Origin of the sequence: Verrucosispora sp. WMMA2121, assembly GCF_027460185.1 — a bacterium.
Taxonomy (GTDB): Bacteria; Actinomycetota; Actinomycetes; order Mycobacteriales; family Micromonosporaceae; genus Micromonospora; species Micromonospora palythoicola.
Map to the genome: position 1 here is coordinate 4,588,277 of NZ_JAPZBH010000006.1, position 26,873 is coordinate 4,615,149.

General features: G+C 70.2%; 27 protein-coding genes and 1 pseudogene. 11 read left to right on the forward strand and 17 right to left on the reverse strand.

Annotation, left to right across the window (positions count from 1 at the left end):
* Nucleotides 1–40: 40 nt before the first annotated feature.
* Nucleotides 41–586, forward strand: a complete 546-nt coding sequence (locus O7605_RS29535; protein ID WP_269742244.1) for a GNAT family N-acetyltransferase — start codon at nucleotides 41–43, stop codon at nucleotides 584–586.
* A 17-nt stretch (nucleotides 587–603) separates the two neighbouring features.
* Here O7605_RS29535 and O7605_RS29540 read toward each other — a convergent pair whose 3' ends face one another.
* The 5 genes from O7605_RS29540 to O7605_RS29560 are packed head-to-tail and all read right to left on the reverse strand — an operon-like array spanning nucleotide 604 to nucleotide 4,676.
* On the reverse strand, nucleotides 604–1,179 hold the full coding sequence (locus O7605_RS29540; RefSeq protein WP_269742245.1) for a hypothetical protein: 576 nt from the start codon (nucleotides 1,177–1,179) through the stop codon (nucleotides 604–606).
* On the reverse strand, nucleotides 1,176–2,516 hold the full coding sequence (locus O7605_RS29545) for a hypothetical protein (protein WP_269742246.1): 1,341 nt from the start codon (nucleotides 2,514–2,516) through the stop codon (nucleotides 1,176–1,178). Before O7605_RS29545 ends, O7605_RS29540 begins: the two co-directional genes overlap by 4 nt.
* Nucleotides 2,513–3,319, reverse strand: coding sequence for an ABC transporter ATP-binding protein (locus tag O7605_RS29550; protein ID WP_269742247.1), 807 nt, complete (start codon nucleotides 3,317–3,319; stop codon nucleotides 2,513–2,515). Before O7605_RS29550 ends, O7605_RS29545 begins: the two co-directional genes overlap by 4 nt.
* Before the next feature lie 14 nt (nucleotides 3,320–3,333).
* Nucleotides 3,334–4,140, reverse strand: coding sequence for a zf-HC2 domain-containing protein (locus O7605_RS29555; protein ID WP_269742248.1), 807 nt, complete (start codon nucleotides 4,138–4,140; stop codon nucleotides 3,334–3,336).
* Complete coding sequence (locus tag O7605_RS29560) at nucleotides 4,137–4,676, reverse strand: RNA polymerase sigma factor (RefSeq protein WP_269742249.1); 540 nt, start codon at nucleotides 4,674–4,676, stop codon at nucleotides 4,137–4,139. The genes O7605_RS29555 and O7605_RS29560 overlap by 4 nt, the downstream gene beginning before the upstream one ends.
* A 218-nt stretch (nucleotides 4,677–4,894) precedes the next feature.
* On the opposite strand from O7605_RS29560, the gene O7605_RS29565 reads away from it, so the two are divergent.
* Nucleotides 4,895–5,653 carry an alpha/beta hydrolase gene (locus tag O7605_RS29565; protein WP_269742250.1) on the forward strand — a complete coding sequence of 253 codons (759 nt, stop codon included), beginning with the start codon at nucleotides 4,895–4,897 and terminating at the stop codon, nucleotides 5,651–5,653.
* 137 nt (nucleotides 5,654–5,790) lie between these two features.
* Here the strand turns inward: O7605_RS29565 and O7605_RS29570 are convergent, their stop codons facing one another.
* Complete coding sequence (locus tag O7605_RS29570) at nucleotides 5,791–6,570, reverse strand: SDR family NAD(P)-dependent oxidoreductase (RefSeq protein ID WP_269742251.1); 780 nt, start codon at nucleotides 6,568–6,570, stop codon at nucleotides 5,791–5,793.
* 127 nt (nucleotides 6,571–6,697) lie between these two features.
* On the opposite strand from O7605_RS29570, the gene O7605_RS29575 reads away from it, so the two are divergent.
* Both O7605_RS29575 and O7605_RS29580 read left to right on the forward strand, forming a co-directional pair.
* Nucleotides 6,698–7,336 carry a TetR/AcrR family transcriptional regulator gene (locus O7605_RS29575; RefSeq protein ID WP_269742252.1) on the forward strand — a complete coding sequence of 213 codons (639 nt, stop codon included), beginning with the start codon at nucleotides 6,698–6,700 and terminating at the stop codon, nucleotides 7,334–7,336.
* A 52-nt stretch (nucleotides 7,337–7,388) separates the two neighbouring features.
* A complete protein-coding gene (locus O7605_RS29580; protein WP_269742253.1) occupies nucleotides 7,389–8,261 on the forward strand; it encodes an oxygenase MpaB family protein in 873 nt (290 codons plus the stop codon).
* Nucleotides 8,262–8,617: 356 nt separating this feature from the next.
* On the opposite strand, the gene O7605_RS29585 is transcribed toward O7605_RS29580, so the two are convergent.
* Complete coding sequence (locus O7605_RS29585) at nucleotides 8,618–9,193, reverse strand: hypothetical protein (RefSeq protein ID WP_269742254.1); 576 nt, start codon at nucleotides 9,191–9,193, stop codon at nucleotides 8,618–8,620.
* Between the two features lie 144 nt (nucleotides 9,194–9,337).
* On the opposite strand from O7605_RS29585, the gene O7605_RS29590 reads away from it, so the two are divergent.
* Nucleotides 9,338–10,273: a phosphotransferase family protein gene (locus tag O7605_RS29590; protein WP_269742255.1), complete on the forward strand. Its 936-nt coding sequence runs from the start codon at nucleotides 9,338–9,340 to the stop codon at nucleotides 10,271–10,273.
* Between the two features lie 65 nt (nucleotides 10,274–10,338).
* Here O7605_RS29590 and O7605_RS29595 read toward each other — a convergent pair whose 3' ends face one another.
* Together O7605_RS29595 and O7605_RS29600 are read right to left on the reverse strand one after the other, a co-directional pair.
* Nucleotides 10,339–11,580, reverse strand: a complete 1,242-nt coding sequence (locus O7605_RS29595) for a DUF1501 domain-containing protein (RefSeq protein WP_269742256.1) — start codon at nucleotides 11,578–11,580, stop codon at nucleotides 10,339–10,341.
* 11 nt (nucleotides 11,581–11,591) lie between these two features.
* Nucleotides 11,592–12,893, reverse strand: coding sequence for a DUF1800 domain-containing protein (locus O7605_RS29600; protein ID WP_269742257.1), 1,302 nt, complete (start codon nucleotides 12,891–12,893; stop codon nucleotides 11,592–11,594).
* A 277-nt stretch (nucleotides 12,894–13,170) separates the two neighbouring features.
* Here O7605_RS29600 and O7605_RS29605 point away from each other — a divergent pair, with 277 nt between their 5' ends.
* Nucleotides 13,171–13,761, forward strand: coding sequence for a redoxin domain-containing protein (locus O7605_RS29605; protein ID WP_269742258.1), 591 nt, complete (start codon nucleotides 13,171–13,173; stop codon nucleotides 13,759–13,761).
* A 2-nt stretch (nucleotides 13,762–13,763) separates the two neighbouring features.
* Nucleotides 13,764–14,675, forward strand: coding sequence for a cytochrome c biogenesis CcdA family protein (locus O7605_RS29610; RefSeq protein WP_269742259.1), 912 nt, complete (start codon nucleotides 13,764–13,766; stop codon nucleotides 14,673–14,675).
* 115 nt (nucleotides 14,676–14,790) lie between these two features.
* On the opposite strand, the gene O7605_RS29615 is transcribed toward O7605_RS29610, so the two are convergent.
* The 4 genes from O7605_RS29615 to O7605_RS29630 all read right to left on the reverse strand — a co-directional run bounded on the left by O7605_RS29615 (nucleotide 14,791) and on the right by O7605_RS29630 (nucleotide 18,567).
* On the reverse strand, nucleotides 14,791–15,570 hold the full coding sequence (locus tag O7605_RS29615; RefSeq protein WP_269742260.1) for a 1-acyl-sn-glycerol-3-phosphate acyltransferase: 780 nt from the start codon (nucleotides 15,568–15,570) through the stop codon (nucleotides 14,791–14,793).
* Nucleotides 15,567–17,012 carry a dihydrolipoyl dehydrogenase family protein gene (locus O7605_RS29620; protein WP_281581584.1) on the reverse strand — a complete coding sequence of 482 codons (1,446 nt, stop codon included), beginning with the start codon at nucleotides 17,010–17,012 and terminating at the stop codon, nucleotides 15,567–15,569. Before O7605_RS29620 ends, O7605_RS29615 begins: the two co-directional genes overlap by 4 nt.
* 124 nt (nucleotides 17,013–17,136) lie before the next feature.
* The gene (locus tag O7605_RS29625) at nucleotides 17,137–17,772 is read right to left on the reverse strand and encodes a class I SAM-dependent methyltransferase (RefSeq protein WP_269742262.1); all 636 of its coding nucleotides are present in this window, start codon (nucleotides 17,770–17,772) and stop codon (nucleotides 17,137–17,139) included.
* A 309-nt stretch (nucleotides 17,773–18,081) separates the two neighbouring features.
* Nucleotides 18,082–18,567 (reverse strand): hypothetical protein, encoded by a 486-nt coding sequence (locus O7605_RS29630; RefSeq protein WP_269742263.1) that lies wholly within the window; start codon nucleotides 18,565–18,567, stop codon nucleotides 18,082–18,084.
* A 175-nt stretch (nucleotides 18,568–18,742) separates the two neighbouring features.
* On the opposite strand from O7605_RS29630, the gene O7605_RS29635 reads away from it, so the two are divergent.
* A complete protein-coding gene (locus O7605_RS29635; RefSeq protein WP_269742264.1) occupies nucleotides 18,743–19,252 on the forward strand; it encodes a YunG family protein in 510 nt (169 codons plus the stop codon).
* A gap of 74 nt (nucleotides 19,253–19,326) precedes the next feature.
* Here the strand turns inward: O7605_RS29635 and O7605_RS29640 are convergent, their stop codons facing one another.
* The 3 genes from O7605_RS29640 to O7605_RS29650 all read right to left on the reverse strand — a co-directional run bounded on the left by O7605_RS29640 (nucleotide 19,327) and on the right by O7605_RS29650 (nucleotide 21,628).
* Nucleotides 19,327–20,340 (reverse strand): DUF3885 domain-containing protein, encoded by a 1,014-nt coding sequence (locus O7605_RS29640; RefSeq protein WP_269742265.1) that lies wholly within the window; start codon nucleotides 20,338–20,340, stop codon nucleotides 19,327–19,329.
* Nucleotides 20,341–20,556: 216 nt separating this feature from the next.
* A complete protein-coding gene (locus O7605_RS29645) occupies nucleotides 20,557–21,045 on the reverse strand; it encodes a DUF1877 family protein (RefSeq protein ID WP_269742266.1) in 489 nt (162 codons plus the stop codon).
* 145 nt (nucleotides 21,046–21,190) lie between these two features.
* A complete protein-coding gene (locus O7605_RS29650) occupies nucleotides 21,191–21,628 on the reverse strand; it encodes a VOC family protein (protein WP_269742267.1) in 438 nt (145 codons plus the stop codon).
* A gap of 400 nt (nucleotides 21,629–22,028) precedes the next feature.
* On the opposite strand from O7605_RS29650, the gene O7605_RS29655 reads away from it, so the two are divergent.
* The 3 genes and pseudogenes from O7605_RS29655 to O7605_RS29665 all read left to right on the forward strand — a co-directional run bounded on the left by O7605_RS29655 (nucleotide 22,029) and on the right by O7605_RS29665 (nucleotide 26,250).
* A complete protein-coding gene (locus tag O7605_RS29655) occupies nucleotides 22,029–22,406 on the forward strand; it encodes an effector-associated constant component EACC1 (RefSeq protein WP_269742268.1) in 378 nt (125 codons plus the stop codon).
* Nucleotides 22,407–25,046: a caspase, EACC1-associated type gene (locus O7605_RS29660; RefSeq protein WP_269742269.1), complete on the forward strand. Its 2,640-nt coding sequence runs from the start codon at nucleotides 22,407–22,409 to the stop codon at nucleotides 25,044–25,046.
* Nucleotides 25,047–25,194: 148 nt separating this feature from the next.
* Nucleotides 25,195–26,250 (forward strand): annotated as a pseudogene (locus tag O7605_RS29665) (hypothetical protein).
* 156 nt (nucleotides 26,251–26,406) lie between these two features.
* Here the strand turns inward: O7605_RS29665 and O7605_RS29670 are convergent.
* A complete protein-coding gene (locus tag O7605_RS29670) occupies nucleotides 26,407–26,850 on the reverse strand; it encodes an SMI1/KNR4 family protein (RefSeq protein ID WP_269742271.1) in 444 nt (147 codons plus the stop codon).
* Nucleotides 26,851–26,873: the final 23 nt, after the last annotated feature.

Consider the following 26,873-nt stretch of genomic DNA (forward strand, 5'->3'; position numbering starts at 1 on the left):
CCGGTCGGCGAGCGTGCGGGTGCGGCCCTACGATGCGGCGGTGCGTTCCTCGCTGACTGTTCGCCCGGCCCGGGTCGATGACGTCGCCCGGATGGCGTACGTGCATGTTCGGTGCTGGCAGGAGACGTATCGACGCCTCATGTCGGACTCGGTACTGGATGATCCGGGCTTCCCGGCTGTTCGGGAACGGTTCTGGACTGCTGCGCTGACCGACAAGCGCTATCGCGAGAACCGGGCGGCTGTGGCCGAGCGGGAGGGCGAAATGGTCGGGATCGCCATGTCGGGGCCGCCGCCGGACGCCGCGGCGACCTGGGCGAGGCAACTGTATGTGCTCTATGTGCTTGCCACCGATCATGGTAGGGGCGCTGGGCGGGCGTTGTTGCAGGCCGTTGTCGACCCCGCCGAGTCGGCGGCGCTGTGGGTGACCGATCCGAACCCGCGCGCGCAGGCGTTCTACCGCAAGCACGGCTTCGTTGCTGACGGGACCGCCCAGGTCGCGGACGGCGTGCGGGAGATTCGCATGGTCCGCGACGCGGGTCGGACCAGTGACCGCCGTGCTCCGGCTCAGGCCCGGGCGACTCGGTGATCCGCCGGCACGGGTGCTCAGCGGCGAGCTCCGAGAAGGGCGTGGGTGACCACGCCGACGACGGCGATGGTCGCGGCGCAGGCAGCGGCCGAGGTGGTGGCGGCCGGCTGCAGCATCCAGGTCAGGATCTCCTGGTACAGATGCCCGCTCGCCGGCCCGGACAGGATCACCACGAGCGTCCACCCGACCGGGAGAAGCCAGGCCCACTGCGCACCCCAGACCGCTCCGACGGCGAGGAGTCCACCGAGCCCGGCGGCGTTGCGGATCGTCAGCGCCGCCGTCGCCAGCGGTGCGCCGGTCAGCGCCGGCGCCGCGGCGACGAGCGTCGCGGTGGCCATCACCGCCAGGATGTGCGCGGCACGGCGCGGCGGCCACGGGAGGGATGCCGTCCGCTCCAACGCGGGATCGGCGCCGGCGAGCCCGGGCCCGAACGCGACGGTGGCGACGAGTGTCGACAACAACGCGACCGCGAGCCTGAGTCGCGGTTCCTCGGCCGTCTGGCCCAGCCCCCACAACACGAGTACGCCGGCCGCCGCCGCCCCGACGGCGGCCGGGACACTCCGGCACCGCAGGTACAACGTGAGCCACCTCATGGGTGGTCACCGACCAGAAGGTCGAGCAGGTTCACCTCGGTGCAGGCCAGCGCCGCTCTCCGCAGCGCGGCGACGCGGTCCCGCTGCGCGGCCGCCGGGAACCCGCGAAGGGTCTGCCACGCCTGACGCGCCGCGTCGCGGTCCGGGCCGTCCGGTGGCGCGCTGTCGGCCAGCCAGGCGGCCGCGGCCAGCCGCGCGACGCGGTTCGCCCGGGCCGCGTCGGGGTTTCCGACGGGGTACGCACACGGCCGGGTGCCCGCTCCGTCCAGGAGACGCCACCGCAACTCGTCGGGGGTTGCCTTCGCGCCACCCCAGGGCGCGAGCTCGAGTTCCACGAGCAGCACGTCCCCCGGTTGTGGTGTCGGCCGGTTCTCGTACCAGGATTCGGGTGTTTCGTGGACCGAGGTCGGTGCCTGCGGGAGCTTCGCCGACATCGTCGCGAGCGCCTGCCGCGCCGGATCCCGCAGCTCCGCCAGCGCGCTGGCGTGGACCCGGGTGACACACACCTGCGGCCCCGGTCCGGCGGCGCAGACCAGCGCGGCGGCCGCCGCGTCGGGCACCGGCAGCCGCTGCCGGCCGTCCGGGAGTATCGCCAGGGCCACCACGGCCGCCACCACGGCGGGCAGGGCCGCCGCCATCCGGGCGGTGCGGGTGGCGCAGAGGAAGCCGGCGAGCGCGCTCACCGCCAGGCCGACCAGCCACACGGTGTGGGCGACGCTGACTCTGCCCAGCACCGTCACGAAGTCGCCCCAGAACCCGAACGGTGACGGAGTCAGCAGATGGACGATCTTCGGCACGTGGGCGTACCCCCGGTCGGTGATGGCGACGAGCGCCACGGTGGCACCGACGACGGCGGTGGCGGGTGGGGTCAGGCGGAACGGGGCGAGCGCCCCGACGGTCATGCCCAGCCAGACGCCGGACACCATCCACAGCACACCGACCCCGGCTATCACGATGGACTGCCCCGGCAGGTAGCTCGCGTACGCCGCGACCTGGGCCGCGCCGCCGACGTACATCAGGACGTAGCCGGTGGCCCCGGCGAGCGCCATCGCCGTGGCCGCCGGTAGCACCCGCTGCCACCGCGGACGGGCGGTCGCCGCGACCAGTTCCTCGGTGCGGCAGCGGCGGTCGCGGCCGGCCTGCCATGCGCCCAGGCCGAGCGCCATGGGCCAGAGGATGAACAGGTACTCCCGCTGCCAGAGCGCCAGCAGCATCCAGCGGCCTCCCCAACCGCCCAGGGCGACATAGAGCAGCGCGGTGCCGACCAGCGCGGCGCCCAGCGCCATCCACGGCGCCACCGACCGATGGGTCTCGATGCGCAGGATCCGGCCGGTCATCCGGTGCGCTCCCCCGCCGCGCGATGCCGGCGCAACAGCTCGGTGTACCCGCGTTCGGCCGAACTGTCGCCCGCCCCCTCGCGGCCCAGTTCCACCAGATCCGCCGGAGCACCGTGGAACACCAGCCGACCCGCATCCATCAGCACCACGTTCGTGCAGGCAGCGACCACGTCCTCCACCAGGTGGGTGGAGACGACGACACAGGTGTGCTCGCCCAGTTCGCGCAGCAACGAGCGGAAGGCCAACCGCTGCTCGGGATCGAGACCGACCGTGGGCTCGTCCAGCAGCAGGATCTCCGGATCGTTGACGATCGCCTGCGCGATGCCGGCTCGCCGTACCATCCCACCGGACAGCGACTTCATGCGTGAGTCGCCACGCTCGGCCAGCCTCACGCGTTCCAACGCACGCTGGACCGCGTCCGGGATGTCGTGCGCCGGCACCTCCTTCAGCCAGGCGAGGTATTCGACGAACTCCCGCACCGTGAACCGGCCGTAGAACCCGAATTCCTGCGGAAGGTAGCCGATCGACCGGCGCAACGTCCGCAGGTCGGGTCGTGCGTGCACGGGGTGACCGAGTAGTTCGAGCACGCCGCCGGCCGGGCGCGACACGGTCGCGAGCGCCCGCATCAGCGTCGTCTTGCCGGCACCGTTGGGCCCGAGCAGCCCGTGCACGCCGTTGCCCATCGACAGGTCGAGGCCATCGACGGCAAGGCGCCTGCCCGCTCGTACCCGAAGCTCCACCGCCCGGATCGCCCACGCGTACGTCGTCGGTGCCAGGAGGGCGGCACTTATCCCTTTCCTCATTCCGTACCTTCTTCTCATCGGAGCTCCGCGTAACCACTGCGACGAGGCAGGAGGACGAGAGCCACCACCACGGTCAGCGCCGCCCAGCCCGGCAGGGCGGCCTCGGTCAGCAGCACCGGCAACCGGGCGGTGACGATGCTCGGTCCGACGACCACCGTGGCCCAGAGCAACGCCAGGCCCCACGCCGCCCTCGGCAGGCCGACCACCTTGCCGAGCGCCAGCGCACCCACCGTGAACGCCAGGCAGGGCATCAACCACCGCGCCGGGGATGCGCCGACCAGCCAACCGGCCACCGCCAGCACCGGAATCACCACCACGAGCACGACCAGGGTTCGTCGCAGCACCATCCCGAGGCCGGCCCGGGCGGTCGCGACGACCAGTTCGTGGGCCGGATCGAGTCGCCCGGTCCAGGCGGTGGCGACCCCGAGCAGCGGCGCGACCGGTGCCAGGAGCACCACCAGCGACGGCGGTGCCGCACCCCGGCCGGCGACCGCCAGGTCGAACCCGAGCGCGACCAGCACCACCAGCACCGTCGTCACGAGCCAGGGAACGAGCACCGGCGTCACCCACCGGGCGGATCGTGCAGGCATCCACCGGTGCCGGACCGGCGCCGGCTCGGTGGCGGACACCGCAGCCTCCACCTTCACCCAGACGGCGGCCAACAACGCCATCGCGTCACCGTCGGTGGCGTCCACCAGCCGACTCCGGCAGTCGGCACACTGCTCCAGGTGCGTCTCCATCGCCCACAGGACGTCCGGTGCGATGCCCGGATCACCGGCGGCGTAACGGCCCAGTGCCCGGACCGGGATGTGTGCGTTCACGACAACGCCTCCCGCAGTGCCAGTCGCGCACGGCGGGCGCGAGTCTTCACGGTCCCCTCCGGAAGGCCGAGCATGAGCGCGGTCTCCCGGACCGAAAGTCCGTCCAACACCAGGGCGTGCAGCACCTGGCGCAACTCCGGTGCCAGCCGGCGCAGCGCATCACCCATGTCGTCGCCGATCGCGCCGGCCAGCACCACATCCTCGGCCGCCGGTGAGTCCTGCAGCGCCAACGGCAGCGGCACCGCCTGCGAATCCCTCGCGCGTCGCCGAAACCCGTCGACGAGCCGCCGCGCGGCGATCGACCACAGCCAGCCGACCGCGCTACCGGCCCTCATCCCCGCGTAGGAGTCGGCGGCCCGCCACACCGCGAGATACGTCTCCTGGACGACCTCAGCGATCAGGTCGTCGTCCGCGCAGCGACGGCGGAGACGAACGAGCAACCACGGAGACGTCCGGCGGTACAGTTCGTCGAACGCCGCGCCGTCGCCACGCGCGATCCGCCGCAGCAACTCCCCTTCGTCTTCCCTCACGTCCATACAGACGCCAACCACCAAGATCAGGTTCTCGTCACCATGCGTGGCCGCCGATCTCGGTTGTCGAGGTGGCGAATAGTACGCAAAAGTGGCGTTTTATCCATTCACCCTACTTCTCGAACATATCGAACTCCTGGCGGAGAGCGGTCCGCGGCGATCAACCAGTCAGGATGGACGGTTGCTGGTCCGCGAGATCAAACCTTCCGTGACAGAATGCGATCATGGAAGAGACACCGAGTTTCCTCCGCCCTTTCGTGCTGACCCCACCAGACCATGACGCGGAGCGGGAGGCGAACCTCGACTGGTACCGGCCGGATGGCGACACGCCACGCCCCGCGGTGATCCTCGTTCATGGCGGCCCGATGCCGCCCGGCACAAGCCCGACCCCACGTGACTGGCCGGTCTTCCGCGGCTACGGCTCTCTCCTCGCATCCCTCGGCTCGATCGCGGTGACCGCCGAGCATCGGCTCCAGGTGGTTGTCGGCCCGGACGGACCCTTCGCGGACTACCCCACGGCGGCCCAGGACGTCGCCGATGCGGTGGATCGGGTACGGGCGGACCCGCGCGTCGACCCGGAGCGGATCGCGCTCTGGTTCTTCTCCGGCGGAGGCCTGCTGAGCACCGACTGGCTCCGCGAGCGGCCGGAGTGGCTGCGCGCGGTCGCCCTGACGTACCCGCTGCTGGCGCCGTTGCCGGAGTGGGGCATCGATCCACGGTTCGCACCCGCTGCGGCGATCGGCGAGGCGGGACGGCCCGTACCGCCGCTTCTGCTCACCCGGGTGGGCCTGGAGCGCCACATGTTGTCCGAGCCGGTCGCGGTGTTTCTGAGGGCGGCGGGTGACAACGGTGTACCGGCCGACGTGCTCGACGTGCCGAACGGGCAGCACGGCTTCGACATGCTCGACCACACCGACGAGTCCCGGCAGGCGGTCGAGAAGGCGGCGACCTGGATCACCGAGCGGCTCAGGGGGCAGCGGTAACCAATCCCGGCGCTGCATCGCCGGTCCCGGTGTTGCGGCTCGTTGGCTGTTCGATCCCTGCGCTCACCGCGGCCCGTTCCATGGCATCGGTGACGGTGGTCGCGGGTCAGGCGTGCGGCGCTCACGGTGCGCGGGGTTCATTCGGCTTCCTTCGGCAGGGCGGGGCCGAGGAGCAGCCCGCCGTCGATGACATATTCGGCGCCGGTGATGAAGGCCGCGTGGGGCGAGATGAGGAACAGCAGCAGCGCGGTGATGTCGGCGGGCTGCCCGAGTCGCGGGATGGCGAACGGCTCGGGCGAGTAGAAGTCGGCGATCGGGGTGTCGCTGCCGGCCGCCGGCTCGGTGATGAAGGGGGTGGCGACGACGCCGGGGTGGATGGCGTTGACGCGGATGTTGTCGCGGCCCAGCTCCAGGGCAGCGGTATGCGTAAGCCCTCGGACCGCCCACTTGCTGGCCACGTAGGGCGCGTAGCAGGCAGTGCCGCCGATGCCCATGGTGGAGCCGATGTTGACGATTGCTCCTCCCCCCGCGCGCCGCAGCGCCGGTGCGGCCGTCTTGATGCCGAGGAAGGTGCCGGTGAGATTGATGTCGAGGATGCGAGCCCACGTCGCCCGCTGGGTGGACTCGATGAGGGCCGGCGGGTTCTGCACCCCGGCGTTGTTGACCAGCACAGTGAGCGCACCGAAGGCCCTCTCGGTCTCCGCGATGGCGGCGGCCCACGACTCCTCCCGGGAGACGTCGAGGTGGACGAAACGCGCCGCGCCTCCCAGTTCGGCAGCCAGGCCGGCGCCGCGCTCGGCATCGATAGCGCCGATGACGACGTTGGCGCCTTCGGCGTGCAAGGCGCGAACGTGGCTGGCTCCCTGCCCACCGGTGCCACCGGTGACGAGCACGGTCTGATTGTCGAAGCGGGGCATCTGATCCTCCGAGTACGAGCGAGAGACGACAACCCGTAGGGCCGCGTGGTGAGTCGGTCGACTCGCCTTCCGAAGGTACGCCCCGTCGAGTGGTGAGTCAACCCACTCACCTCGCTATGATGGGCGCATGACCCCAGCGCCGTCGGCCTATCACCAGCGCGTGGCACAGGAGAAGCGGGCACTCATCGTGCAGGCCGCTACTGAGCTTTTCCTCGAGTTGGGCTACGACCGGGCATCACTAGCGCGTGTCGCCGAGAGCGCCGGCGTGTCGAAAGCGACGCTGTTCAAGCAGTTTCCGACCAAGGCGGCATTGTTCGATGCCATCGTCATCGACTCGTGGGCCGAGAACGACGTCGCCGACGTACCACCCGCCGGTGACCTGGCAGCCGGCCTGACGGTGCTCGGCCGGCGCTACGCGACGCTGTTGAGCCAGCCGGAGATGACGGACCTGTTCCGCATCGTCATCGCCGAGCTGCCACGCTTTCCCGAACTGGCCAAGGCGCATTTCTCACGCGGCAAACTGCCATACTTCGAGTCCGTCCGGATCTACCTCTCGACCGAGCACGACGCGGGAGCCGCGGACATCGCTGATCCGGAGATGGCCGCTACGCAGTTCCTCGGGATGATCTCCAACTACCTGCTCTGGCCGAGTCTGGTGCTCCCGGACTGGACGGTGACCCCTGACCGCACGACCGCGGTCGTGGACGAAGCCGTCCGCACCATGGTCGCCCGGTATGGCACCGATGCGGGCCGTTCGGGCCCGTGAGTTCGGCACCGTCCCTGCCCGCCTCGCAGTCCACTCCTGGAGACACCCGCCGATGAGAGCTCGGTACACCAACCTCGCTCGTATCCGCGCCCTCGACCCCGAGCATGACTACCTGGCCATCTACCAGACGATGCTGCGGTACGAATTCCCGTGGGACATGAAGCTCGGGCTCAACCTCGCCTTCAACAGGTCCTTCTCGATCCCGTCGATCGCCGCCCTGCACGTCGCCACGGGCGAGCTGACCGAACGCACACAGAAGCGCATCGACGACACCGGGCTCCTCATGTACGAGATGGTGCTCAATGGCTTCGACCAGCCGCGGGGGCGGGAGGCGTTGCGGCGGGTCAACCACATCCACCGCCCGTACGACATCAGCAACGACGACTACCTCTACGTCCTCGGCTGCCTGGTGGTGATCCCCACCCGGTGGCTGCAGCGGTACGGCTGGCGTCGCCCATGCTGGCACGAACGGCAGGCCACGTACCGTTTCTACCGCGAGCTCGGCCGCCGGATGGGCATACTCCACATCCCCGACTCCTACGAGGCGTTCGAGGCCTGGTTCGACGCCCACGACGCGGCGCACCTGAAGCCCAACGACGACGCGGCCGCCATCGAGCGAGCCACCCGCATGCTGATGCTCACCCGGATCCCCAAGCCCTTCTCCCGGCTGGGCAACGCCCTGGTCAGCGCCATGTATGACGTACCACTCCGCCGAGCGACGCGGGTCGCCGCGCCGGCGTGGCCGGTCCGGGCCGGCCTCCACTTGGCGTTGAAGACGCGCTCGCGGCTCCAGCGATGGTTCGGAGCGACTCGGACCACGCCGTTGTTCGCCGACGGGATCAAGGCCAAGAGCTATCCCGACGGGTACGAGATCAGCAAACTTGGTCCGCAGAATGCCCATGTGCCTGGCCGTCCCGGCGCATGAGCTCGATGCGTTCGCCCATCGCCTCGCGGTGCCGGTGATCCGCGCTGTGTGCCAACCCGAGGTTGTGCAGGAGAGTCCCCGTCCCGAGATGCCCACCACAGCAAAGTCGCAGCGCGTACCCTGATCTGCATCTGACGCGCTCCTGGTTGAGCACTACGTCGCCGTGGTGACCCACGATGGACGCCGGTGGCGATCCCCGCCGACCTCAGGTCGACGGCAAGCTACGTGACCTCGCCGACGCCTCGATTCCTGAGCGTGTAAGAGCGTCTGAACTGCCGACGGGCGGATGGGTCGTGCCGGCAGTCGTTGTTCGACCACACCGAGCTTTTTCGACAGTGGTGATGGTGGGGCTGGTGTCAGCGGGACCATCGCCGGGACGGTTCCGGCGTTGAGTCGGGGAAAAGATCCTCGCGCAGCTGTGCGAGTTCGGCCCGTCGTGCGGCAAGTTGCCGTCGCATCTCCGCCAGCTCGGCGTTCTCCGCCGCCTCCGGGCCGTCCTGGTCGGGGCGCAGCGTCGACCACAGAACGGAGGCGCTGAGCATGAGAAGGATCAGACCTCCGCCGGCCGGCAGCAGCAACCAGGGGTCCGGCTCCCAGGCCAAGGTGGCGTTCGGTCCCGCCACCTTCGCCTCGACCACGCCGACGGGCCGGTCGTAGAGCAAGGGGCGGAGGTGAACCCGGTCGATGTGGACGCTGCCGTCGTCTGCGGTGAAGGGACCCGAACACGCCCAGCCGTCCCGCTTACCGCCAGACTCGAAGTGGCAGTCACTGACCGCGACCTGCCCTGGCACCCCAGCGACGAACGCGTAGCTTCGCTCAGCCGCCATCACCATGAGGACCACCCCGAAGACCAGCACGAAGCCGCAGTAGGCGGCGGCCGGTAATCCTCGCACCGTGCGGCCCCTGACGCGGCTGCGGGCGTACCGATTCATGCCCGCAGGGTACGGACATCGATCAACACTGGACCCGCCCGTGTCGGATCGAGTTTCGCGTTGGATATCGATCAGTCGTGTCGGTGCAGGGATCCTCGATCGCCGCGCGATGACATCCCGCGTCAACAGGTGAGGAGCACGGCCGTGTTCGCGAGTAGGAGACGACCCCGCTGGGCCGAACTACCGGCGTCGGTTCGACGATGTATCGAGGGTCTGCTGGGTGGCGCCGTGGTGGACACCGAGAGCTGTGCCGGCGGCTTCTCGCCCGGCTTCGCCTCGCGGATCACCCTGCGCGGTGGCCACCGGGCCTTCGTCAAGGCGGTGGACGCGCATCTCTGGCCGACCGAGGCGTCGCAATACCGCGCCGAGGCCGAAGTGGCTGGGCGGCTGCCGCAGGGCCTGCCCGTGCCTCGACTACTGACCACGCACGACGACGGCCGGTGGGTGCTGCTGGTCTTCGAGCAGGTGGACGGTGTCGCACCGGGGCGACCCTGGACGACACGGCAGATCCGGCGGGTCGTCACGCAGGCAGTCGCCTTCGCTCAGGCGACCACACCGTCTCCGATCGTGCTACCGCGCGACCATCCGCGACTCGGCGGCTGGGCTCACCTCGCCCTCGATCCGTCCAGCGTCGCCCGGCTGCACACGGTCTCGACCTGGGCGTCGCGTCACCTCGATCGGCTGACGGCAATCGAGCAGCGAGGGCTGCACGCGGCACAGGGCGACTCACTCGTGCACTGCGACCTGTACCCACACAACGTCCTGCTCAGCGGCGACCGGGTGATGTTCGTCGACTGGCCGCACGCCCGGCTCGGTGCCCCCGTCATCGACATCATCGCGCTGCTGACCGGCATGGCAGCCGACGGCGTCGATCCCGAACCGCACCTTCACACAGCCTTGCCGGCGCTGAACTGCCCACCAGACTCCTTCGACGCGATCCTCACCGCGCACACCGGTTTCCTGATGGCGGGCGCACTCACACCGATGCCCACCGGGCTGCAAGCCATCGCCGAGGAGAAACTCCGCCTCGCAACCGCCGCAACCCGATGGCTACAGCACCGCCACACCCACACGCGATAGCACGGAAAACCGGACCGGTACGAGGAGCCGGTCGATCCTGATGGCGCGCGGGTCGGCCGAGCGCGTCACAGGATGCCGGTCATCCGCCCGCGCCAGCCGTGCAGGACCACGGCCGGGTCGGTGTCCAGCACCGACTCGAGCAAGGTGGCGTAGACGTCCCGGAAGTCGATGGTGAACTTCAGGTCACCGCGGTCGAGGTCGGTCAGGCTGGGCGGTTCTCCGTACAGGCCGCCGCGCACCCCGGTGCCGAGGAGAAGCAGGTTCGAGGCCGTGCCGTGGTCGGTGCCGTCGGAGCCGTTGGCCCGGACCCTGCGGCCGAACTCGGAGTAGACGGCGGTGACCACCTTCCGGCCCGCGTCGGTTCGCGCCATCCGGTCGGTGAATCGGGTCAGCGCCCGGTCGAGCTGCCCGAGCAGCACCTCCTGCAGTTGCCTCTCGTCGGCGTGGGTGTCGAAACCGCCGAGCGACACCGAGAACACGCGAGTGGTGACACCGGCCTCGATGCACTGGGCGACCAGGTCCAGCTGCGCGTCCAGTGGGGTTCGGGCGCCTCCGGTCGCGGTCGCCGGTACCGTCTCCGTGTCCTGGTCGCTCTCCTCGTCCACTGTCGCGTCGCGCACATCGCGGATCATCTGGTCGACGGCGCGCAGGTCGGCGAAGCAGGCCGCCGCGCGCGCCCGGGCCGCCGACTCCCCCGCCTGGTTCACCGCCAGCGCAGCCAGCGCTGAATCCGGCAGACCACGAGCGACCGCACGCCCGCTCACCAGCACCGAGGCACCCGCCGACCGTTCGCCGGCCAGCAGCGGAGGCAGCGTCGGCTCGAAGGAGACGGCAAGCCGCGGGTCCCCACTGGTGTGATCCAGCCAGCGGCCCACCCACCCGGTGGCACCGGGCCGCTCGGGATCGGCGGTGTGCCAGATGTCCATCGACCGGAAGTGGCTGCGGTCGGGCTTCGGGTAGCCAACGCCACGCACCACCGCGAGCCGACCTTCGCCGTAGCGCGTGTGCAACCCGGCCAGCGCCGGATTCAACCCCACCTCGCCGTCGAGGTGTCTGACCTCCTCCGCCGCGTACGCCAGCTCGGGGCGGGCGTCGTGGTAGGCCGGGTCCGCGTACGGGACGACGGTGTTCAGGCCGTCGTTGCCGCCGTACAGGGTGACCAGCACCAGCGTGCGGGAATCCGGATCCCGGTCGCCGGCGGTGGCGAACAGGTCCTCCAGCCGGTGGGTGGTGGCTCCGGCCGCCAGGGCTACCGCGCCGGCTACGCCGCTGGCCACCAGGAACCGCCGCCGGGTCAGGATGTCCACGCCGTCCTCCTTCAGCTGACCGTGTACTCGGGGCTGACCAGTCCGGCGACGATCAGTCGCCGTGGTTCACCGGCCATCGGGGCCAGGGCCCGCCGGGTGCGCTCGCTCCACCGGTCGACCACGAGCAGCCGGGCCAGCACCTCCGGCCGGTCGTCGCGCGGCGCTGCCGCGAGCCGGGACAGCACCGCCGGTGCCGCGGCACGGGCAAGGTGCTCAGCGGCACGGATCCGGGCCTGCGCCGACGACGTGGTCAGCCAGGCGGTTCCGGCCGGCCAGCCGCCGACGCTGGGCGGGCGCAGCGGCACCTGCTCCAGCGCGTTCAGGCCGCCCACCAGCTGCCGGCGGCGCTGCTCCGACAGGTCCGCCGGGCGGATCCCGAGCTGCCGCATCGCGCCCACCGCCCACTCGACGGGCTGCTTGACGAGGGTCTCCCGGGTCTGTGCGAAGTCCGGCGCGGTGAAGATGCGACGCAGTGTCGCCAGTGTGTCCACATCGGCGAGACCGTCCGGGGCCGGCAGGTGCGCACCGGCGAACCGGAACCAGAGCCGGCCGGCCACGAACCGCTGCGTCTCCGGCTGGTCGGTCAGCAACCGGGCGTAGGACCGGGCGTCGAAGGGGGCGGTGACGCCGAGAATCGTCTTCGGTCCGGTGTCGTGCCGGCGCGGCTCGAACCGCACCACCGCGGTTCGGCGATCGACCGCCCAGCCGGTAAGTGCCCGGGCGCCCTCCCGCACGTCCGTCTCGGTGTAACCGCCGCCGACGCCGAGAGTGAACAGCTCCATCAGCTCCCGGGCGAGGTTCTCGTTCGGAGCCTTGCGGGTGTTGCGCTGCCCGTCGAGCCACAGGATCAGGGCCGGATCGCCCACCATCGCGTCCACCAGCGGCGGCAGCGGTCCGCGCCCGAGCCGGCGCAGGGTTTCCAACTGCCGCAGCATCAACCCGGCGGAGCGAACCTTCTGCACACTGGTCGCCCAATGCCCGTGCCAGAAGAACAGCAGCTTCTCGGTCAACTGGTGTTCGGCGGCGACCATCCGTCCCAGCCACCAGTCGAGCAGCCGGGTCACCTGCTCCCGGCGCTGCCGATTGGCCCGCTGCCGCTGCTCCCGGGGCGCCCCGCGATCGAGTTGGGCCGCCGGGTCCGGCCCGAGGACCGGCACCGGGGTGGCCGCCGCGCCACGATCCGGGCCCTCCGGCGCGAGCAACCGATCGAGGGTACGGGCGAACCCGTCCCGTTCGGCCGCGTCCACCTCCTCGGCCGTCGGGCCGAACGTCGCCCGACGCAACAGGTGCGCCACCGCCTCCCGATCAGTCACCCGGCAGACGCTACGACACCAATGTACGACGACGGTAAGAACTCGGTCAGAGCTGGACGAACATGCGGTCGGCCGGCCGATGCCCTGCTCGCACCGTCGCGGCCGTCGCACGGGCCACCGCCACCATTCCCGCTTCGCAGCAGGCACCCACCTTCGCCTGCGGCCCCTCTCGTGGGGCGCAGCAGGCATCGCCGCGACGACGAGCAGTTCCGCGCCAACGCCGCCCGTAAGGAGCTTGTAAGGCCACCCCAGCCGGTGGTCGGGTTAGCATCCGATCATGCCCGGCATCCGTACCGTCCCCGCCGTCGCCGCCCTCACCGCAGCCGTCCTCGCCCTGACCGCCTGCGGTGGCACGGAGCGGCCCGCCGACTCGAAGAGCACGACTGCCGCACCGAGCGCGGCGGCTCAGCCGACGCTGTCCGGTCCCGCCGCGCCGACGGCGAGCAGCGGGACGGAAGCGACGGTCCCGCAAACGCTCTCGTTCACTGCCCGGACGATCGACGGTGAGAACTTCGCGGGTAGCAGCCTCGTCGGCAAACCGGCGGTGTTGTGGTTCTGGGCAGCCTGGTGTAGCCGGTGCCGCGCGGTGGCCGACGAGGTCGCCGCGGTGCAGCGGGACAATTCGGGTCGGGTCAACGTGATCGGCGTGGCCGGGCTCGGCAGCGGCGACGAGGCGATGAGAAGCTTCGCGAAGCAGACCGGCATCGAGCGCTTTCCCAACCTGGCCGACGACGATGGTCAGGTATGGCGCCGCTTCGAGGTGACCAGTCAGGAGCAGTACGTGCTGCTCGACTCCGCCGGCACTGTCGTGCACTCGGGACCTCTGTCGCAGCAGGACCTGCGCAAGCGGGTCAGCGAGCTGAGCTGACCATGACAGACACCCCGTACGGCCTCGCCGTCGGTGCCGGGCTGTTGGCCGCGGTCAACCCCTGTGGCTTCGCACTGCTACCGGCGTACCTGTCGATGCTGGTGCTGGGTGACGAGCCAGCAGCCGAACGGGACGCGCTTGCGTCCGTCGGTCGGGCGGTCGTGTTGACCGGTGCCATGACGCTCGGGTTCGTCGCGGTGTTCGGCGCGTTCGGGCTGCTCGCCGCCCCTGCGGCGGACGCGGTCGCCCGTCACCTGCCCTGGGTGTCGATCCTCATCGGGCTCGCCCTGGTGGCTGCCGGTGGCTGGCTGCTGGCGGGGCGCCAGTTGCCCACCTTCACGCCGAAACTGGCCACCGGGCCGGAGGTCCGCCGGCGCTTCGGCTCGATGGTGCTGTTCGGTGCGGCGTACGCGATCGCTTCGCTCGGTTGCACCATCGGCCCGTTCCTCGCCGTCGTGGTCACCACTTTCCGCGCCGGATCCGCCCTGTCCGGCGTCGCCCTGTTCGTGGCGTACGCCTTCGGTATGGGGCTTGCGGTGGGGGCAGCCGCGCTGGCCGTCGCGCTGGCCCGTGAGTCGCTGGTGCGCCGCGCCCGCCGGGCTTCCTCGCTGCTCGGGCGGCTCGCTGGGCTGCTGCTGGTGGTCACCGGCGGGTACGTGGCCTGGTACGGCTGGTACGAGGTGCGGGCTTTCTCCGGTCGCGGTGCCGTGGACGATCCGATCATCGAGGCGGCCGGCACCGTCCAGACAGCGGTCAGCACCTGGCTGGCGGAACTGGGTCCGTGGACGGTCGCGGTGGCGGTGCTGGCCCTGCTCGCCCTGGCCGCAGGGATCACCCTGCGGCACCGGCTACCTGCCCGCCGGGTCGTCGCCCGCCCGGCGGGGCCTGACCGTGCGTCGGACGACCGGGCCTGAGTACGGGTCTGCCGCGTCCCCGCAGGTGGCGAGGAAGTCGCGCCGTCGTCCGTACCCCGCCGGTGGCGGCACTGGGCGCCGGACACGCCACACTCGCAGGCGACGGCCACGACCGTCATCGACGAGCGTCGCCGGTCGAGCCGCCGAGGAGCGCCTGCACAGTGTCGTGCACCCGAGCGGCGCACCGGGCGACGTACTCGTCGTCGGCGGCGGCCTCCGGGCCGTGCCGTTCGAAATGGATGGGCGGACCGATCCTGACGGTGATCCGGGCCGGCAGTGGCAGGTAGGGCACCGCGGGGAGAAAGGTCAGACCCCATGGCAGGCTGAGCAGCAGCGGCCACCGTGCGAGACGCAGCCACCGTCGGGTGCGCAGCAGCCGGGCCACGGCGGCGCCGTCGTAGAGGACCACGGCGGTGTTGTGCGCGCCGGCTGCGGCGACCGGGACAACCGGCACGCCGCAGGCGACCGCGAGGCGCGCGTGGCCGACGCGACCGTCGAAGATCACCTGGTGTCGGTCGGTCCAGCGGCGGGCGCCGTCGGCGTCGCCGCCCGGGTAGACGAGGACCTTGTCGCCCTTGGTGAGCAACGCCACGGCGGTGGCGAAATCGGCGGGAACGGCGCCGAGTGGTCGTAGCCAGCGCCCGAGCAGGGCCAGCCCGAGGTCGTGGGTGAGCACCCACGGCGTGTCGGCCAGTCCCCGCGCGTGGTGCACGGCTGCGGCGAACAGGTAGGTGTCGCCGGTGTAGAAACCGCCGTTGTGGTTGGCGACGTAGAGCGCCGGACCAGACGGGATGTGTTCGATGCCGATGACCCGCGCGCGGTGATAGGGCACCAGGATGCGCCGGACCCGGCCGGCCGCGCGGGCGATCGCCTGCGGGTCACGCTGCGGCTTCATCTGGTACGGGCGGCGGTACGCAGCGCGGCCAGCAGTGGCCGGGCCAGCCGGCGGGTGGCCGGGGTCAGCAGCCGCGCCTGCAGGTGCTCGCCCACGGCGTCGACGGCGGCAAGCGCGTACGTCGGGTAGGGGTGCACCGTGCGGTACAGGTCGGTGAGCCGGCCGCGGCGGGCGACCATCGCGGCCAGTTCACCGATGACCTCACCCGCGGCGGGCGCCACCACGGTGGCGCCGACCAGCCGCCCCCGCGGATCGGCGACCAGCTGCGCCCACCCGTCGGTGCGTCCGGCGGCCACCGCCCGGTCCACCTCGGTCAGGTCGAGGCGGGTGATGATGGCGCGGTCGCCCCACCGGTGGCGGGCCTGCGCGGCGCGCAGGCCGACCCGGGCGACCTCGGGGTCCGTGAAGATCACGTACGGCATCGGCAGGTAGCGAACGTGGCTCGGCAGCCAGAACAGCGCGTTGAGCGTGGCCGTGCCCGCCTGGTGGGCGGCGACGTGGGTGAAGGGCAGCACGCCCGTGACGTCGCCGGCGGCGTACACACCCGGGGCGGTGGTCCGCATCCGGCTGTCCACCCGGACCGCACCCTGGTCGGTGACCGCCACGCCGGCAGCTCCCAGGCCCAGCTCGGCGGTGCGCGGCCGTCGCCCGCCCGCGACGAGGATCCGGTCGAAACCGACCGCCCCCGGCCGGTCCCCGGTCAATCGCACCCGCCACGGGTCGGCGGCGGCCACCTCGGTCACCTGTGTGCCGGTGCGCACGTCGACGCCCTCGTCGCGTAACCGGTCGGCGATCAGCTGCCCGACCTCTGGATCTTCGCGGGGCAGTAGCCGCGGCGCCCGCTCCACCAGCGTCACCGCACTGCCGAGACGGGCGAACGCCTGACCAAGTTCGCAGCCGACCGGCCCGCCGCCGAGCACCAGCAGCCGCGGCGGCAGAACCTGCAGGTCCCAGACGGTGTCACTGGTCAGCGGGCCGGCCGCCGCCAGCCCCGGCACCGGCGGCAGCTGCGGCTGCGATCCGGTCGCCACCAGCACACACCGCGCCGTCACCTCCCGGCCGTCAGAGGCCAGCCGCACCCGCCGAGGACCGACGAAGACGGCCTCGTCCGTGATGACCTCGGCTCCGGCCGCGCGGACCCGTTCCGGTGCGTCATGCGGTGCGATCGCCTCCTGGGCCGCTCGCACATGCGCCATCACGCCCGTCAGGTCGATGTCCGGTTCCACCGGGGTCAGGCCGACCCGGTCGGCGCGGCGCATCCGGTGCGCCAGGTCGGCCGCCTCGATCAACGCCTTGCTCGGCACACACCCGGTCCACAGGCACTCACCGCCGGTACGGTCCCGTTCGATCAGCGCGACCCGGGCCCCGAGCCCGCCGGCGATCACGGCGGAGACCAGGCCGGCGGTACCGCCGCCGAGCACCAACAGATCCAGGTCGGTCATGAGCACCTCACCGTCGGCCAGGTGGGTCGCGGCCAATTGTCGATCACGCCGCGACGCTACCCGGCGGCGCACCGGCCAGCACGCCCGTACGGGAACTCGTCACCGACCGGTAAGCCCGGCGAGGTCAAGGGTGGGCGGCTCGCGTGCCGGAGACCACGTGCACGTGCCCACCGCGCATCACCTCGTGCGTGACGTCGGTGAAGCCGCTGTCCAGCAGCGTCCACGGGTGCCGGTGGGGGTCTGACCCGCCAACCCGGCAGGCCAGCCGCGCGGCCGGCGACAGGATCCGCCAGCGACCCGCCGGCAGGGCCAGGTCGACCACTGTCATCCGACCGCCGGGCCGCAGCAGGCCGACCGCCTGCTGGAACGCCGGTCGCCAGTCGCCGATGACGCTGAGCGCGTACATGAACAACACCGCGTCGAACGCCGCACCGGACCGCAGCGCCGCTGGCAGGCGCGCCGCGTCCGCGAGAACAAGGTCGACGTTTCGCCAACCACCACGCTCGACCCGCGACCGCGCCTGTCCCAGCATCTGCCTGCTGGCGTCGACGCCGACCACCGTACCGCCGGATCCCACCGCGGCCCGGGCGAGGGGGATGGTCAGTCCCGTCCCGCAGCCGATGTCCAGCACCCGGCCCCCAGGCCGCAGATCGGCCGCTGCGACGCCCGCCGCCCGACCCGCTCGATAGACAGGCCACTCCAGCGAGATCAGGTCGTACAGGCGGGCCACGTGACGGTAACGACGCCGCTGCCCGGTCACCGCGCCCTCACCGGTCCCGGGCGTGCGGAGACGACGATGGCCGACCCAGTGCCCAGCCGCGCGCTCCCGACATCAGCGGCAGGCGCGCGACGGTGGGCGAGACCTGACGTCATGCGGGTCATTTTGCCAAGAGACCCGCGTCTGCGAGCAGTTGTCGCGGCGGTGCGTCCCATTGGGAGAAGTCGTGCCGCCACGCGACCCCAGCGATCGCTGCGACTGAAGGCGCTGCCGTACCGGTCACTGCAGGTTGGATCCGACGAGGCTGTCGAACATGCTCACCCGCTGCCGGCTCAGGTAGCAGCGGAAGGATCAGCCGCGTGCCTGGCTGACCAGCGCCTGTCTGAGCGCGTGGAGCAGACCTTGGCTGAAGGTGCTGTCCCCGTCCGGCGTAACGAGAGTGACCAGCGACAACCCGGCGGTGACCAACGTCGCCGGGTAGGGCTCGAAGCCGAATCCTCTTCGTTCGTAGGGATCTTCATTCAGTTGAATCTCGACCGCCGGCTGGCTGGCGGACTGGTAGAGCACTGCGAACGGTCCCTCGGCCTGCTCCATGAGCGAGTACCCGAGATCGTCCCAGCGCCGTTCCATCTCCGCATCGCGCGCGACGTACACCTCACCTGCGCCAGCCGGTACCTGCGCCCGCGTCGTCCGCCACGGCAGAAAGGGTCCGACGTGGTCCCCGCCCAAAGCGACCAACATGTTCGGCCATCTGCCACGCAGATCGTCCAGCATCACTCGAATGCCAGCGTCGACCGGCGCGGCCGTGATGAGGACCGTGTCGTATCCCGTGATCATCAGGCTCCGCTCCACTACGGATCCATCCGCTGCAGCCAGCGAACGTACCGATCGATGCCCACCCGTACCACCGTCAGCGGTCCTTCGCGCGACGTGCGCCGTACGCAATCGTGCTCTCGTCGTGTGGCCCGACGCTTACCCTGCGGCTAGAGGATCCCGCTCGGGGTGCTCTTTCATGCTGTCGAACGACCCGGCGGAGATCTTCCCCTTGACTCTCGATCCGGTCGAGGGCCCACCCTTCGGGACGCGTCCTGCGTTTGTGTTTGACGAGCTGGGAGGTCCTCGGATGCTCGACCTGGAGGTACTGCGCCCCATACTTCGGGCGAGCTGGGCAGCGGACACCTGCGACCCGCACGACTTGCAGGATTGGCGGCCAGACAACCCCGCTCGGGGTCAGTGCGGAGTGACTGCGCTGGTCGTCCAGGAACTGCTCGGTGGAGAGCTGATCCTCGGCGAAGTCTTCGTGCAGGACGCCAAGATTGGTCACCACTACTGGAATCGGCTACCCGACGGCCAGGACGTAGATCTGACGGCGGACCAGTTCCGGCAGGAAGAAGTCATCGTCGGCGGTCAGGTGCAGCAGCGGCCACCGGGCGCCCCTCGACGATGCCGTGAGCAGTACGAGATCTTGAGGCAGCGTGTGCTCGCCGAACTCGGCGGCGTACCGATAGCGACCGATCAGTGACGGACCGATCGGCGGATCGAGCAGTGTGGGCGGCATGACAGGACGTCCGATGGGTGGTCGAGTGGCTGCTGGGATCAGAGTCCGGCGGGGTGGTTTGACAGCCATTGGCGATGACGGTCACGTAGGACGTCGCGTCGCGCGATGTTCGCCAGCAGTACGTCCGCGCCACCGTCGTAGGGCGCGTAGAGCCAAGCCAGATCAGGCGGCGCGATGATCACATAAGCGATCCGGTCGTCAGCGACTTCACGAAGCAGTCGATCGAGGCGACCGGGCTTCCAGGCGACGCGGTTGACGTAGGTGTGGGCGAAGGCAAGGTCGGGATCGAGGTCTGGCCAGGACAGCACCCACCAGCATTCACCGTCCGGTAGCAGATCATGCAGGATCGGCGTTCGACGTCGGGGCACTGGCGTGAACGCCACTTCCAGCGTGATCACGAGCAGGTCCGCGGTATCGCCGCGAATTTCATCGAGAATGGTGTTGTGCCGGTGCAGGATGGTGGCGTACTCGGACTCGCTGTCGGCGTAGCGCTTTGAATCAGGCAGGCCATGAAATCTCACCCAGTGGTCATCCAGCCGCTTGAGGTGGTGACTGATGGGTGCGACCTGCGGCCAACGGGTCTCCCAGACCTTCTGCAGACGATGCCCGTCAGCGCCTGGTGGGGGCCACACTCGGACCTCGCCGGGCGGTACCGACTGCCGGCCCGACAGGACCACCTCCCGCAGCGCGATCACATGGGGATCGTCGCTCGGTGCTTCCGGGTCGACGTCGAAGACCACGATCAGCGGATCGTCGTCCCACTCCCAGCCCTGGATCTCACGCCAGATCCGCAGGTTCGGATGCTCGACCTCCCGGCATGCCTCGGTCGGCGCCAACATCCCGATCGCCTCCGCAAGCTGCGCCTGCCCCAGCCGCACCGAGCCGCTGCCACCACGCCACCCCGTGACCGTGGCCAGCACTGCAGCCGATAGCAGGTCCTCGCGCGCGTTGACCCGCACGAACCCGATCTCCCGCTGCGGAACGACGGAGGCGATCGTCGCGTCCAAGCCGTGCTCGATGACGCGAGGAATGAAGCCGACGCCATGCAGCACCGGCCTCTCCCAACCCAGACCCTGCTCACATCGCACCAGCGCTGCCTCGATCTCCCGAAGCGTCGACCACCTCTGCGACATACCGTCCTGCTGTTGCTCACCGCCATCGTCACGACCGGTCGTCGAGAGTCGGCTCTCCCCTCGACCAGCTATGGAAGACTCTCTCAAGGGGTCGGTCTCCTCAGCGCCCGCTTTGCCGGCAGATCAGTGCCCAGTTCAGGTGGCGGTGAAGACCACCGCACGCCCCGCGGCCGCAGCCCGCTGGTAGAACGCCCGCACCTCGACGAGGTTATCCCAGGTGTAGTCGAAGTCGGCGTCGTCGAGGGCACCGCGATAGTCGGGGTCGTCGATGGCGTCGAACCGCTGGCGCAGCTCGCGTCGGTCGACGGACTGCAGAGCGGCGGCCACGTCCCGGGCCTCGTCCACCGTGAGGTAGACCACGACGTACTCCTCGTGCAGCCGGCGCCCACCGAGCACCGCATGGCTCAACGGATACTCACCACCGTCGGGTTCGAGGGTGCCGTCGGTCAGGCACCGGTGGATGGTGTCCCATGCCTTGTCGGTGTCGACCTTCAGGCCGTCCTCGGCCCACGACTCCTCGATCTCCTCGATGAGTTCGTCCACCGCGTCGCCGTCGCCGTCATCGGCGGCCGCGAGCAGCGACCGCTCCTGCTCCGGCGTGATCGCGAAGTGCACTCCCAACACGCAGAGATCCTATGCCGATCTTCACCAGTTGGTTGCGGAGGTTCACCTCGGACCACGGCACGAAGGACCAGCAAGGGTGACCCGCCGATTGCGGCATGAGCGTGGATGTGATCTTCGAACCTGAAGAATGAGGACCGCGGTCGTTTCAGCGGAGCTGTTCGGCCAGTCCGACGAGGATGCCCTCGGGCCCTCGGACGTAGCAGAGCCGATACCTGTCCTCGTACTGCGCCAGTTCGCCGACAAGTTCGGCGCCGTGGACGCGCAGGCGGGTAACGACGTTCTCGATGTCGTTCACGGCGAACATGATGCGACGAATGCCCAGCGTGTTCGCCGGCGCGTCCTTCGGCTCGGCGCTGATCGCCTGCGGCGTGTGGAATCTCGCCAGCTCGATCCGACCGTGGCCGTCCGGCGTGCGCAGCATCGCGACATCCTGCCGGACGCCATCGACTCCGATGACACGCTCCACCCAACGTCCCTCGATTGGCCCCTTGCCCTCCAGCTCCATGCCAAGTTCGACGAAGAACGAAATAACCGCATCAAGATCGTCGACAACGATGAGGACGTTGTCCATCCGCTGGATCATGCCGGACCTCCCTGGTGTCGTATGGCGGCAGTGGCCGCGCTCGCTTCTGAGACGGAGCCGCCAGGTCGTTCTCGACATCCGTTGCGACATCTTCGCCGGGTATCCACACTCAGCGTGACCGAAGGCTGACGGCTCGCCGCGTATCACCGACGTGACGTGACAAGGACTGGCACAGCGTCGCGGTCGACGGCGAGTGGGTCCTGGGCGTGCAACTCGTCCCGATCCACGTACCACCGGATTCGCCGACGACCCCGGCTCCCAGCAGCAGGATCCCGGAACCCTGGGGGCGGAGCACCGTCGAGGTCACGGCGCGTCGTCTGGGTGTGTCGGTAATCTGGCGGTTCCCGAGAGCCGCCGTCTGGTGTGATCGATGTGTCCTGTGTGGAAGGCTGTGGTGTCCGTGGATGGCGCATCGATCCTGCTGGTGCTTGAGGGCGACGATGACGATCGGGAGTACATCGAGCAGGACCTCCAGTACCTGATCGCCGAGCTGCGCAATCTCCATCTCGACCAGATCGAGCGAGTGTCGGAGGAGTCGCCTCCGCCTGGCACCCGGGCGGCCGGTGGTGTGGAACTGGGTGCCTTACTGGTGGCGGTGGGTGGCAGTGGGGCGACGTTGCCCATGTTGATCGGCCTGGTGCAGGACTGGCTGGCACGCCGGCGTTCGGGCACGATCCGGCTGAAGATCGGCTCGGATGAGCTGGAGTTGACCGGCGCGTCGGATGCGATGCGGCAGCGGGCGCTCGAGGATTTCCTGCGCCGGCACGCGGACGGTTAGATGACCAACCGGGCGCTCATCATCGCCAACAGCCGATACGAGGATGAGCATTTCGAGGATCTTCCGGCGGCGGCGGCGGACGCGGCGGCGCTGGCCGAGGTGCTGGCCGATCCTTCGATCGGCGATTTCGCTGTCGATCAGCTGGTGGACGCTGAGCAGCGTGCGGTGATGCGCGCTCTGGAGGGGTTCTTCGATGCCGCCCGGTCCGACGACCTGCTCCTACTGCATCTGTCACTGCACGGCTGGAAGGATTTGCGGAACCGGCTCTACTTCGTGGTGCGCGATACCGAGCGGGATTTTCCGGGTTCCACGGCTGTCTCGGCCGAATTCGTGGCCGACCGGATGGCGCAGAGTCGCAGCCGCCGTATCGTGCTCATGCTGGACTGCTGCTACAGCGGTGCGTTCACCATCAATACGCTGCGCCGCTCCGGGTCGACGCCCGCCGTGGACGTCGCCGAACCGTTCGCGGGCAACGGGCGGATGGTGCTCACGGCGTCGACCTCCCTGCAGTACGCGCATGAGGGCGAGCAGAACGTCCGGTCGAGCCGGGCCCGGTCGCAGCCGTCGGTCTTCACCTCCGCTGTCGTGCGTGGCCTGCGAGATGGTTCGGCCGACCTCGACGGCGACGGGTTGGTCTCCGTCGATGAGCTGTACGAATATGTCCACGAGCAGGTCCGCCAGCGCGTGCCTGGGCAAACTCCGACGCTGAGCGTGGACAGCGCCCAAGGCGCCATCTATCTGGCCCGCAGTGCACGCCACGCCGACACCGACCTGCTCGCGGAGATGCGTGGTGCCGTGACCGATCCCCAGTCGTGGAAACGGATCGGCAGCCTGCATCTGGTCGAGCGGCTCCTCGGCAGTGTCCGGGAGCAGAGCCGTGAGGCCGCGCGCACCGCGTTGCTTGGTCTCGTCGTCGACATGGACCGCGAGGTGGCTCGCCGCGCCCGTGAACTGTGGCACGCGCGAGGCCTCGGTGACCTGCCCACGGCCCGGCCGACCGCCCGGCCGACGCCTCCGCGTCGGGCGGCCGGTGACATGCCCGTCGGGATCGACTTCGGCACCACCAACTCGTCGATCGCCGTTCTCGAGGGCGACGACGTGCGCCTGATCCCGAACCCCGAAGGGGCGCTGACCACGCCGAGCCTGGTCGCCATCGGCGCGGACGGCCAGATCCTGGTCGGCGCGGCCGCCAAGCGACAGGCACTGGCCAACCCGGACCACACGGTGCGTTCGGTGAAGGTCAGGCTCGGCACCGAATGGAGCATCACTCGCGGCGACCTCCGGCTCACCGCGGAACAGGTAGCGCAGCACATCCTCGCCCAACTACGCGAGGACGCCGAGGCGTACCTCGGCGGTCCCTTCCGCGGCGCGATCCTCACGGTTCCGGCGTACTTCCGGCGACCTCAGCGGGCCGCACTGGTCAGGGCCGCCGAAGCCGCCGGGATCAGGGTGCTCCGCATGATCAACGAGCCGACCGCCGCTGCGATGACCTTCGGGCTCAACCGCGCCGCCGACGCCACCGCGCTCATCTTTGACCTCGGCGGCGGCACCCTCGACGTGTCTCTCGTCGAGATCGCCGATGGCGTCTGCGACGTCAAGGCCACATCGGGCGACAACCACCTCGGCGGCGACGACTGGGACCGGCGCCTCGCCGCGCATCTGGCGCACCGCATCCACGAACGATCCGGCGTCGATGTCTCCGGCGACCCCACCGCGCGGCACCGGCTGCTCGAAGCAGCCGAGGCCGCGAAGGTCGAGCTGTCGTCCGCCGTCGTGGCCGACGTCCGGCTCCCGTACCTCACCACCGGCGCAGACGGCCCACTGCACGTGGACGAGAGGGTTACCAGGGACGAGTTCGAGGCCGTCACCCGGGATGTCCTCGAACGCTGTGCCCGCCCGGTCGAGCAGGCCGTCAGGGACGCCGGGATTGCCCTGCCGGACCTCGACCACATCGTGCTGGTCGGCGGAGCCACCAGGATGCCCGCAATCGCAGGCCTGATGCGCCGGCTCACCCGCGGCAAGCAGGCCTACCGTGGCCTCATCCCCGAGGGCATCGTCACCGGCGCCGCCCTCGAGGCGGGCGTCCTGACCGGGCATCTCAAAGACGTCCTGCTCCTCGATGTCACCCCGATGACAATCGGCGTGCAGACCCAGCCCGACAGGACCACGACGATCGTGAAGCGCAACCGCACCATTCCCACGCTCACCTCGACCGTCGTCGCGACCACCCGGCCCGGCCAGACCGACATGGTCTTCCACATCGTCGAAGGCGATCATGCCGACGCGGAGCAGAACGCGAGTATCGCCCTTCTCGAACTGTCCGGCCTCACCGCCACGCCTGCCGGCACCCCGCTCGTCGAAGTGATCGTCGACATCGACGCGAACGGCACCGCGCACGTCACCGCCAAGGAACTTCGCGGCCCGCTACGAGACCTCCCTCGCAAAGCGCGCGAACTGCGCCGGATCAGAGCCGACTGGAGATACCGCAACACCCCCGTCCCCGCCGACTTCTACACCGGCCGGGAGGCTGGCCAGACCGCGATCGACGCCGTCGAACTGGTCGGCAGCCTCCGACGCTCCGGCCGATGGACCGACATCCGGCGCCTCATGCCAGCCCCATGGGATCCTGACCCGGTCTGACGAACTGCCGCGCGTACCCCGTCGAGGTCCTGGGGGCGCAGCCTGCCGACACAGGAATGTCGCGGGAGGTCCGCGCGGCACGGACCGGAGCGCGACCGGCGGGCCGGGCCGATGATCTAGATTGGCGTCGTCGACACGCGGGGGATACATGACAGTCTTCGGCTGCAGGAGCTGCGACGCCACTCTGACAGTTCCGTTGTCGAGGGTGGCGCTGCCCGTCCACGCGGACCAGAAGTACGGGAACGGGCCGGGGTCGCTTGCGCCGGCACTGGAGCCCGGCACGTTCGCGGTGAATCCGCTCCCCTCTGGCTCGCCGTGGCGCCGGTGGGCCGAACTCGAAGCCGGTGAGGCCGAGGCGCTCGGCTGGTACGCGCCCAGGTTCAGCATCTCCGCCGGGCCGGTCGACCGAGTGTTGCTCACCCCGGGAGACGTCCGCGACGCCGTCATCGACCCGGCACGGGTCGGCGACTCCGCGTGCTGTGGCCTCGACGGCGGCGAGCCCAACATGGTCTGCGTCACCTGCGGCACCCCGGTGGCCACCCGGATCGACGACTGTGGTCTGCGGCAGGCGATCTGGCTGGACCCGCTGACCACCCGCGTAATCGAGGACGGTCCCGGCCCGCACCCGGTGCTCGACTGGGCGGACCTGATCGACCAGCGGCCCGGTATCCCGCCGTCCGAACCAGGCGGCGGCTGGCACCCGATGTGGGCGGCCGCCGCAGCCTCGGCGCTGGCACACCTGCTGGCCGCCTCGGGCGGCGACCCGATCCTGATCCCGGAACACCAGGTTGCCGAGGTCTTCCGGCCCACTCTCGGCCGTCTCGTCGGCCCGATAGGTACGAGGCCGGAGCGCATCCTGGTCCTGGCCGGGCCCGGCCTTCCGGACGCCGACGGCGACTTCGCCCTCATCCCGGAACATCCGCAGACCGGCGAACCCTGGCCGGTGGCCCCGCCGGTGAAACCGGTCCCGCTGGCCTGAGACAGCTGGCGGCACCTCGCGTTCCACCACACCCCGAAGCCGGTCGGGCGGTCGGCCCCGATCCCGCCGGAGGCCCTGCCGGCACTGCTCCCGGGCCACCGCTTCGAGCCCGACGGCCACATCTTCCTCAGCGTCCTGGCCCGACTGCCCGAGGTCAGGCAACCACAGTTGCGCGCCATCTATGAACGAAGCCGACCCTACAACTACACGTCCTACGTCTTCTGACCGCCCGGCTCGCCGTGACAGCGCCCTTCTTCCGGCGGGTTCACTCTCATCGGCCAGTTCGGGACGCTTCTGCACGGAACAGGAGCGCGAAGGTCTCCCCGCTGGCTGGCGCGCACGGACGGCGGCCGGAAGAGTGCGTGAAGTCCCCTCGCGCGGTTAGATCCCGAGGCGTTCGATCAGCGTCTCAATGTTGGGCGCAACCTCGATCCAGTCCGCCGTTGTGCTGAGGTAGATCACTGACGGGGCGGCCAAGGAAGGTCTGTAGTCCAGCGCGAACGGCTGGTCGGGGCCGAGGTCACCGATCAGGAGAGACTGGTCAGGATCCACGTCGCCAGGCGGGCGCTGCCGGTCCGGCTGGCCGAGATAGAACCCGCGATAGTCCTCAGGCATGTCGTCGAGCCAGCGTCTGTTGGCCGTCATCCGACTCAGGGGGAGGAACTGTGGGACCACCGCGTCATCGCCGAAGACGTCGCGGTACGTCGAGGACGAGCGGTCTGGGGCCACCCACCGACCTTGCCGCACCGCATTGAGGAGCACCGACGGGACCGGCAAGCCGTCGATGATCACATCGCCATCATCGGCGCGCCGTACGGTCCCCACAAGTCCGAATCTCCTCGGCGCAG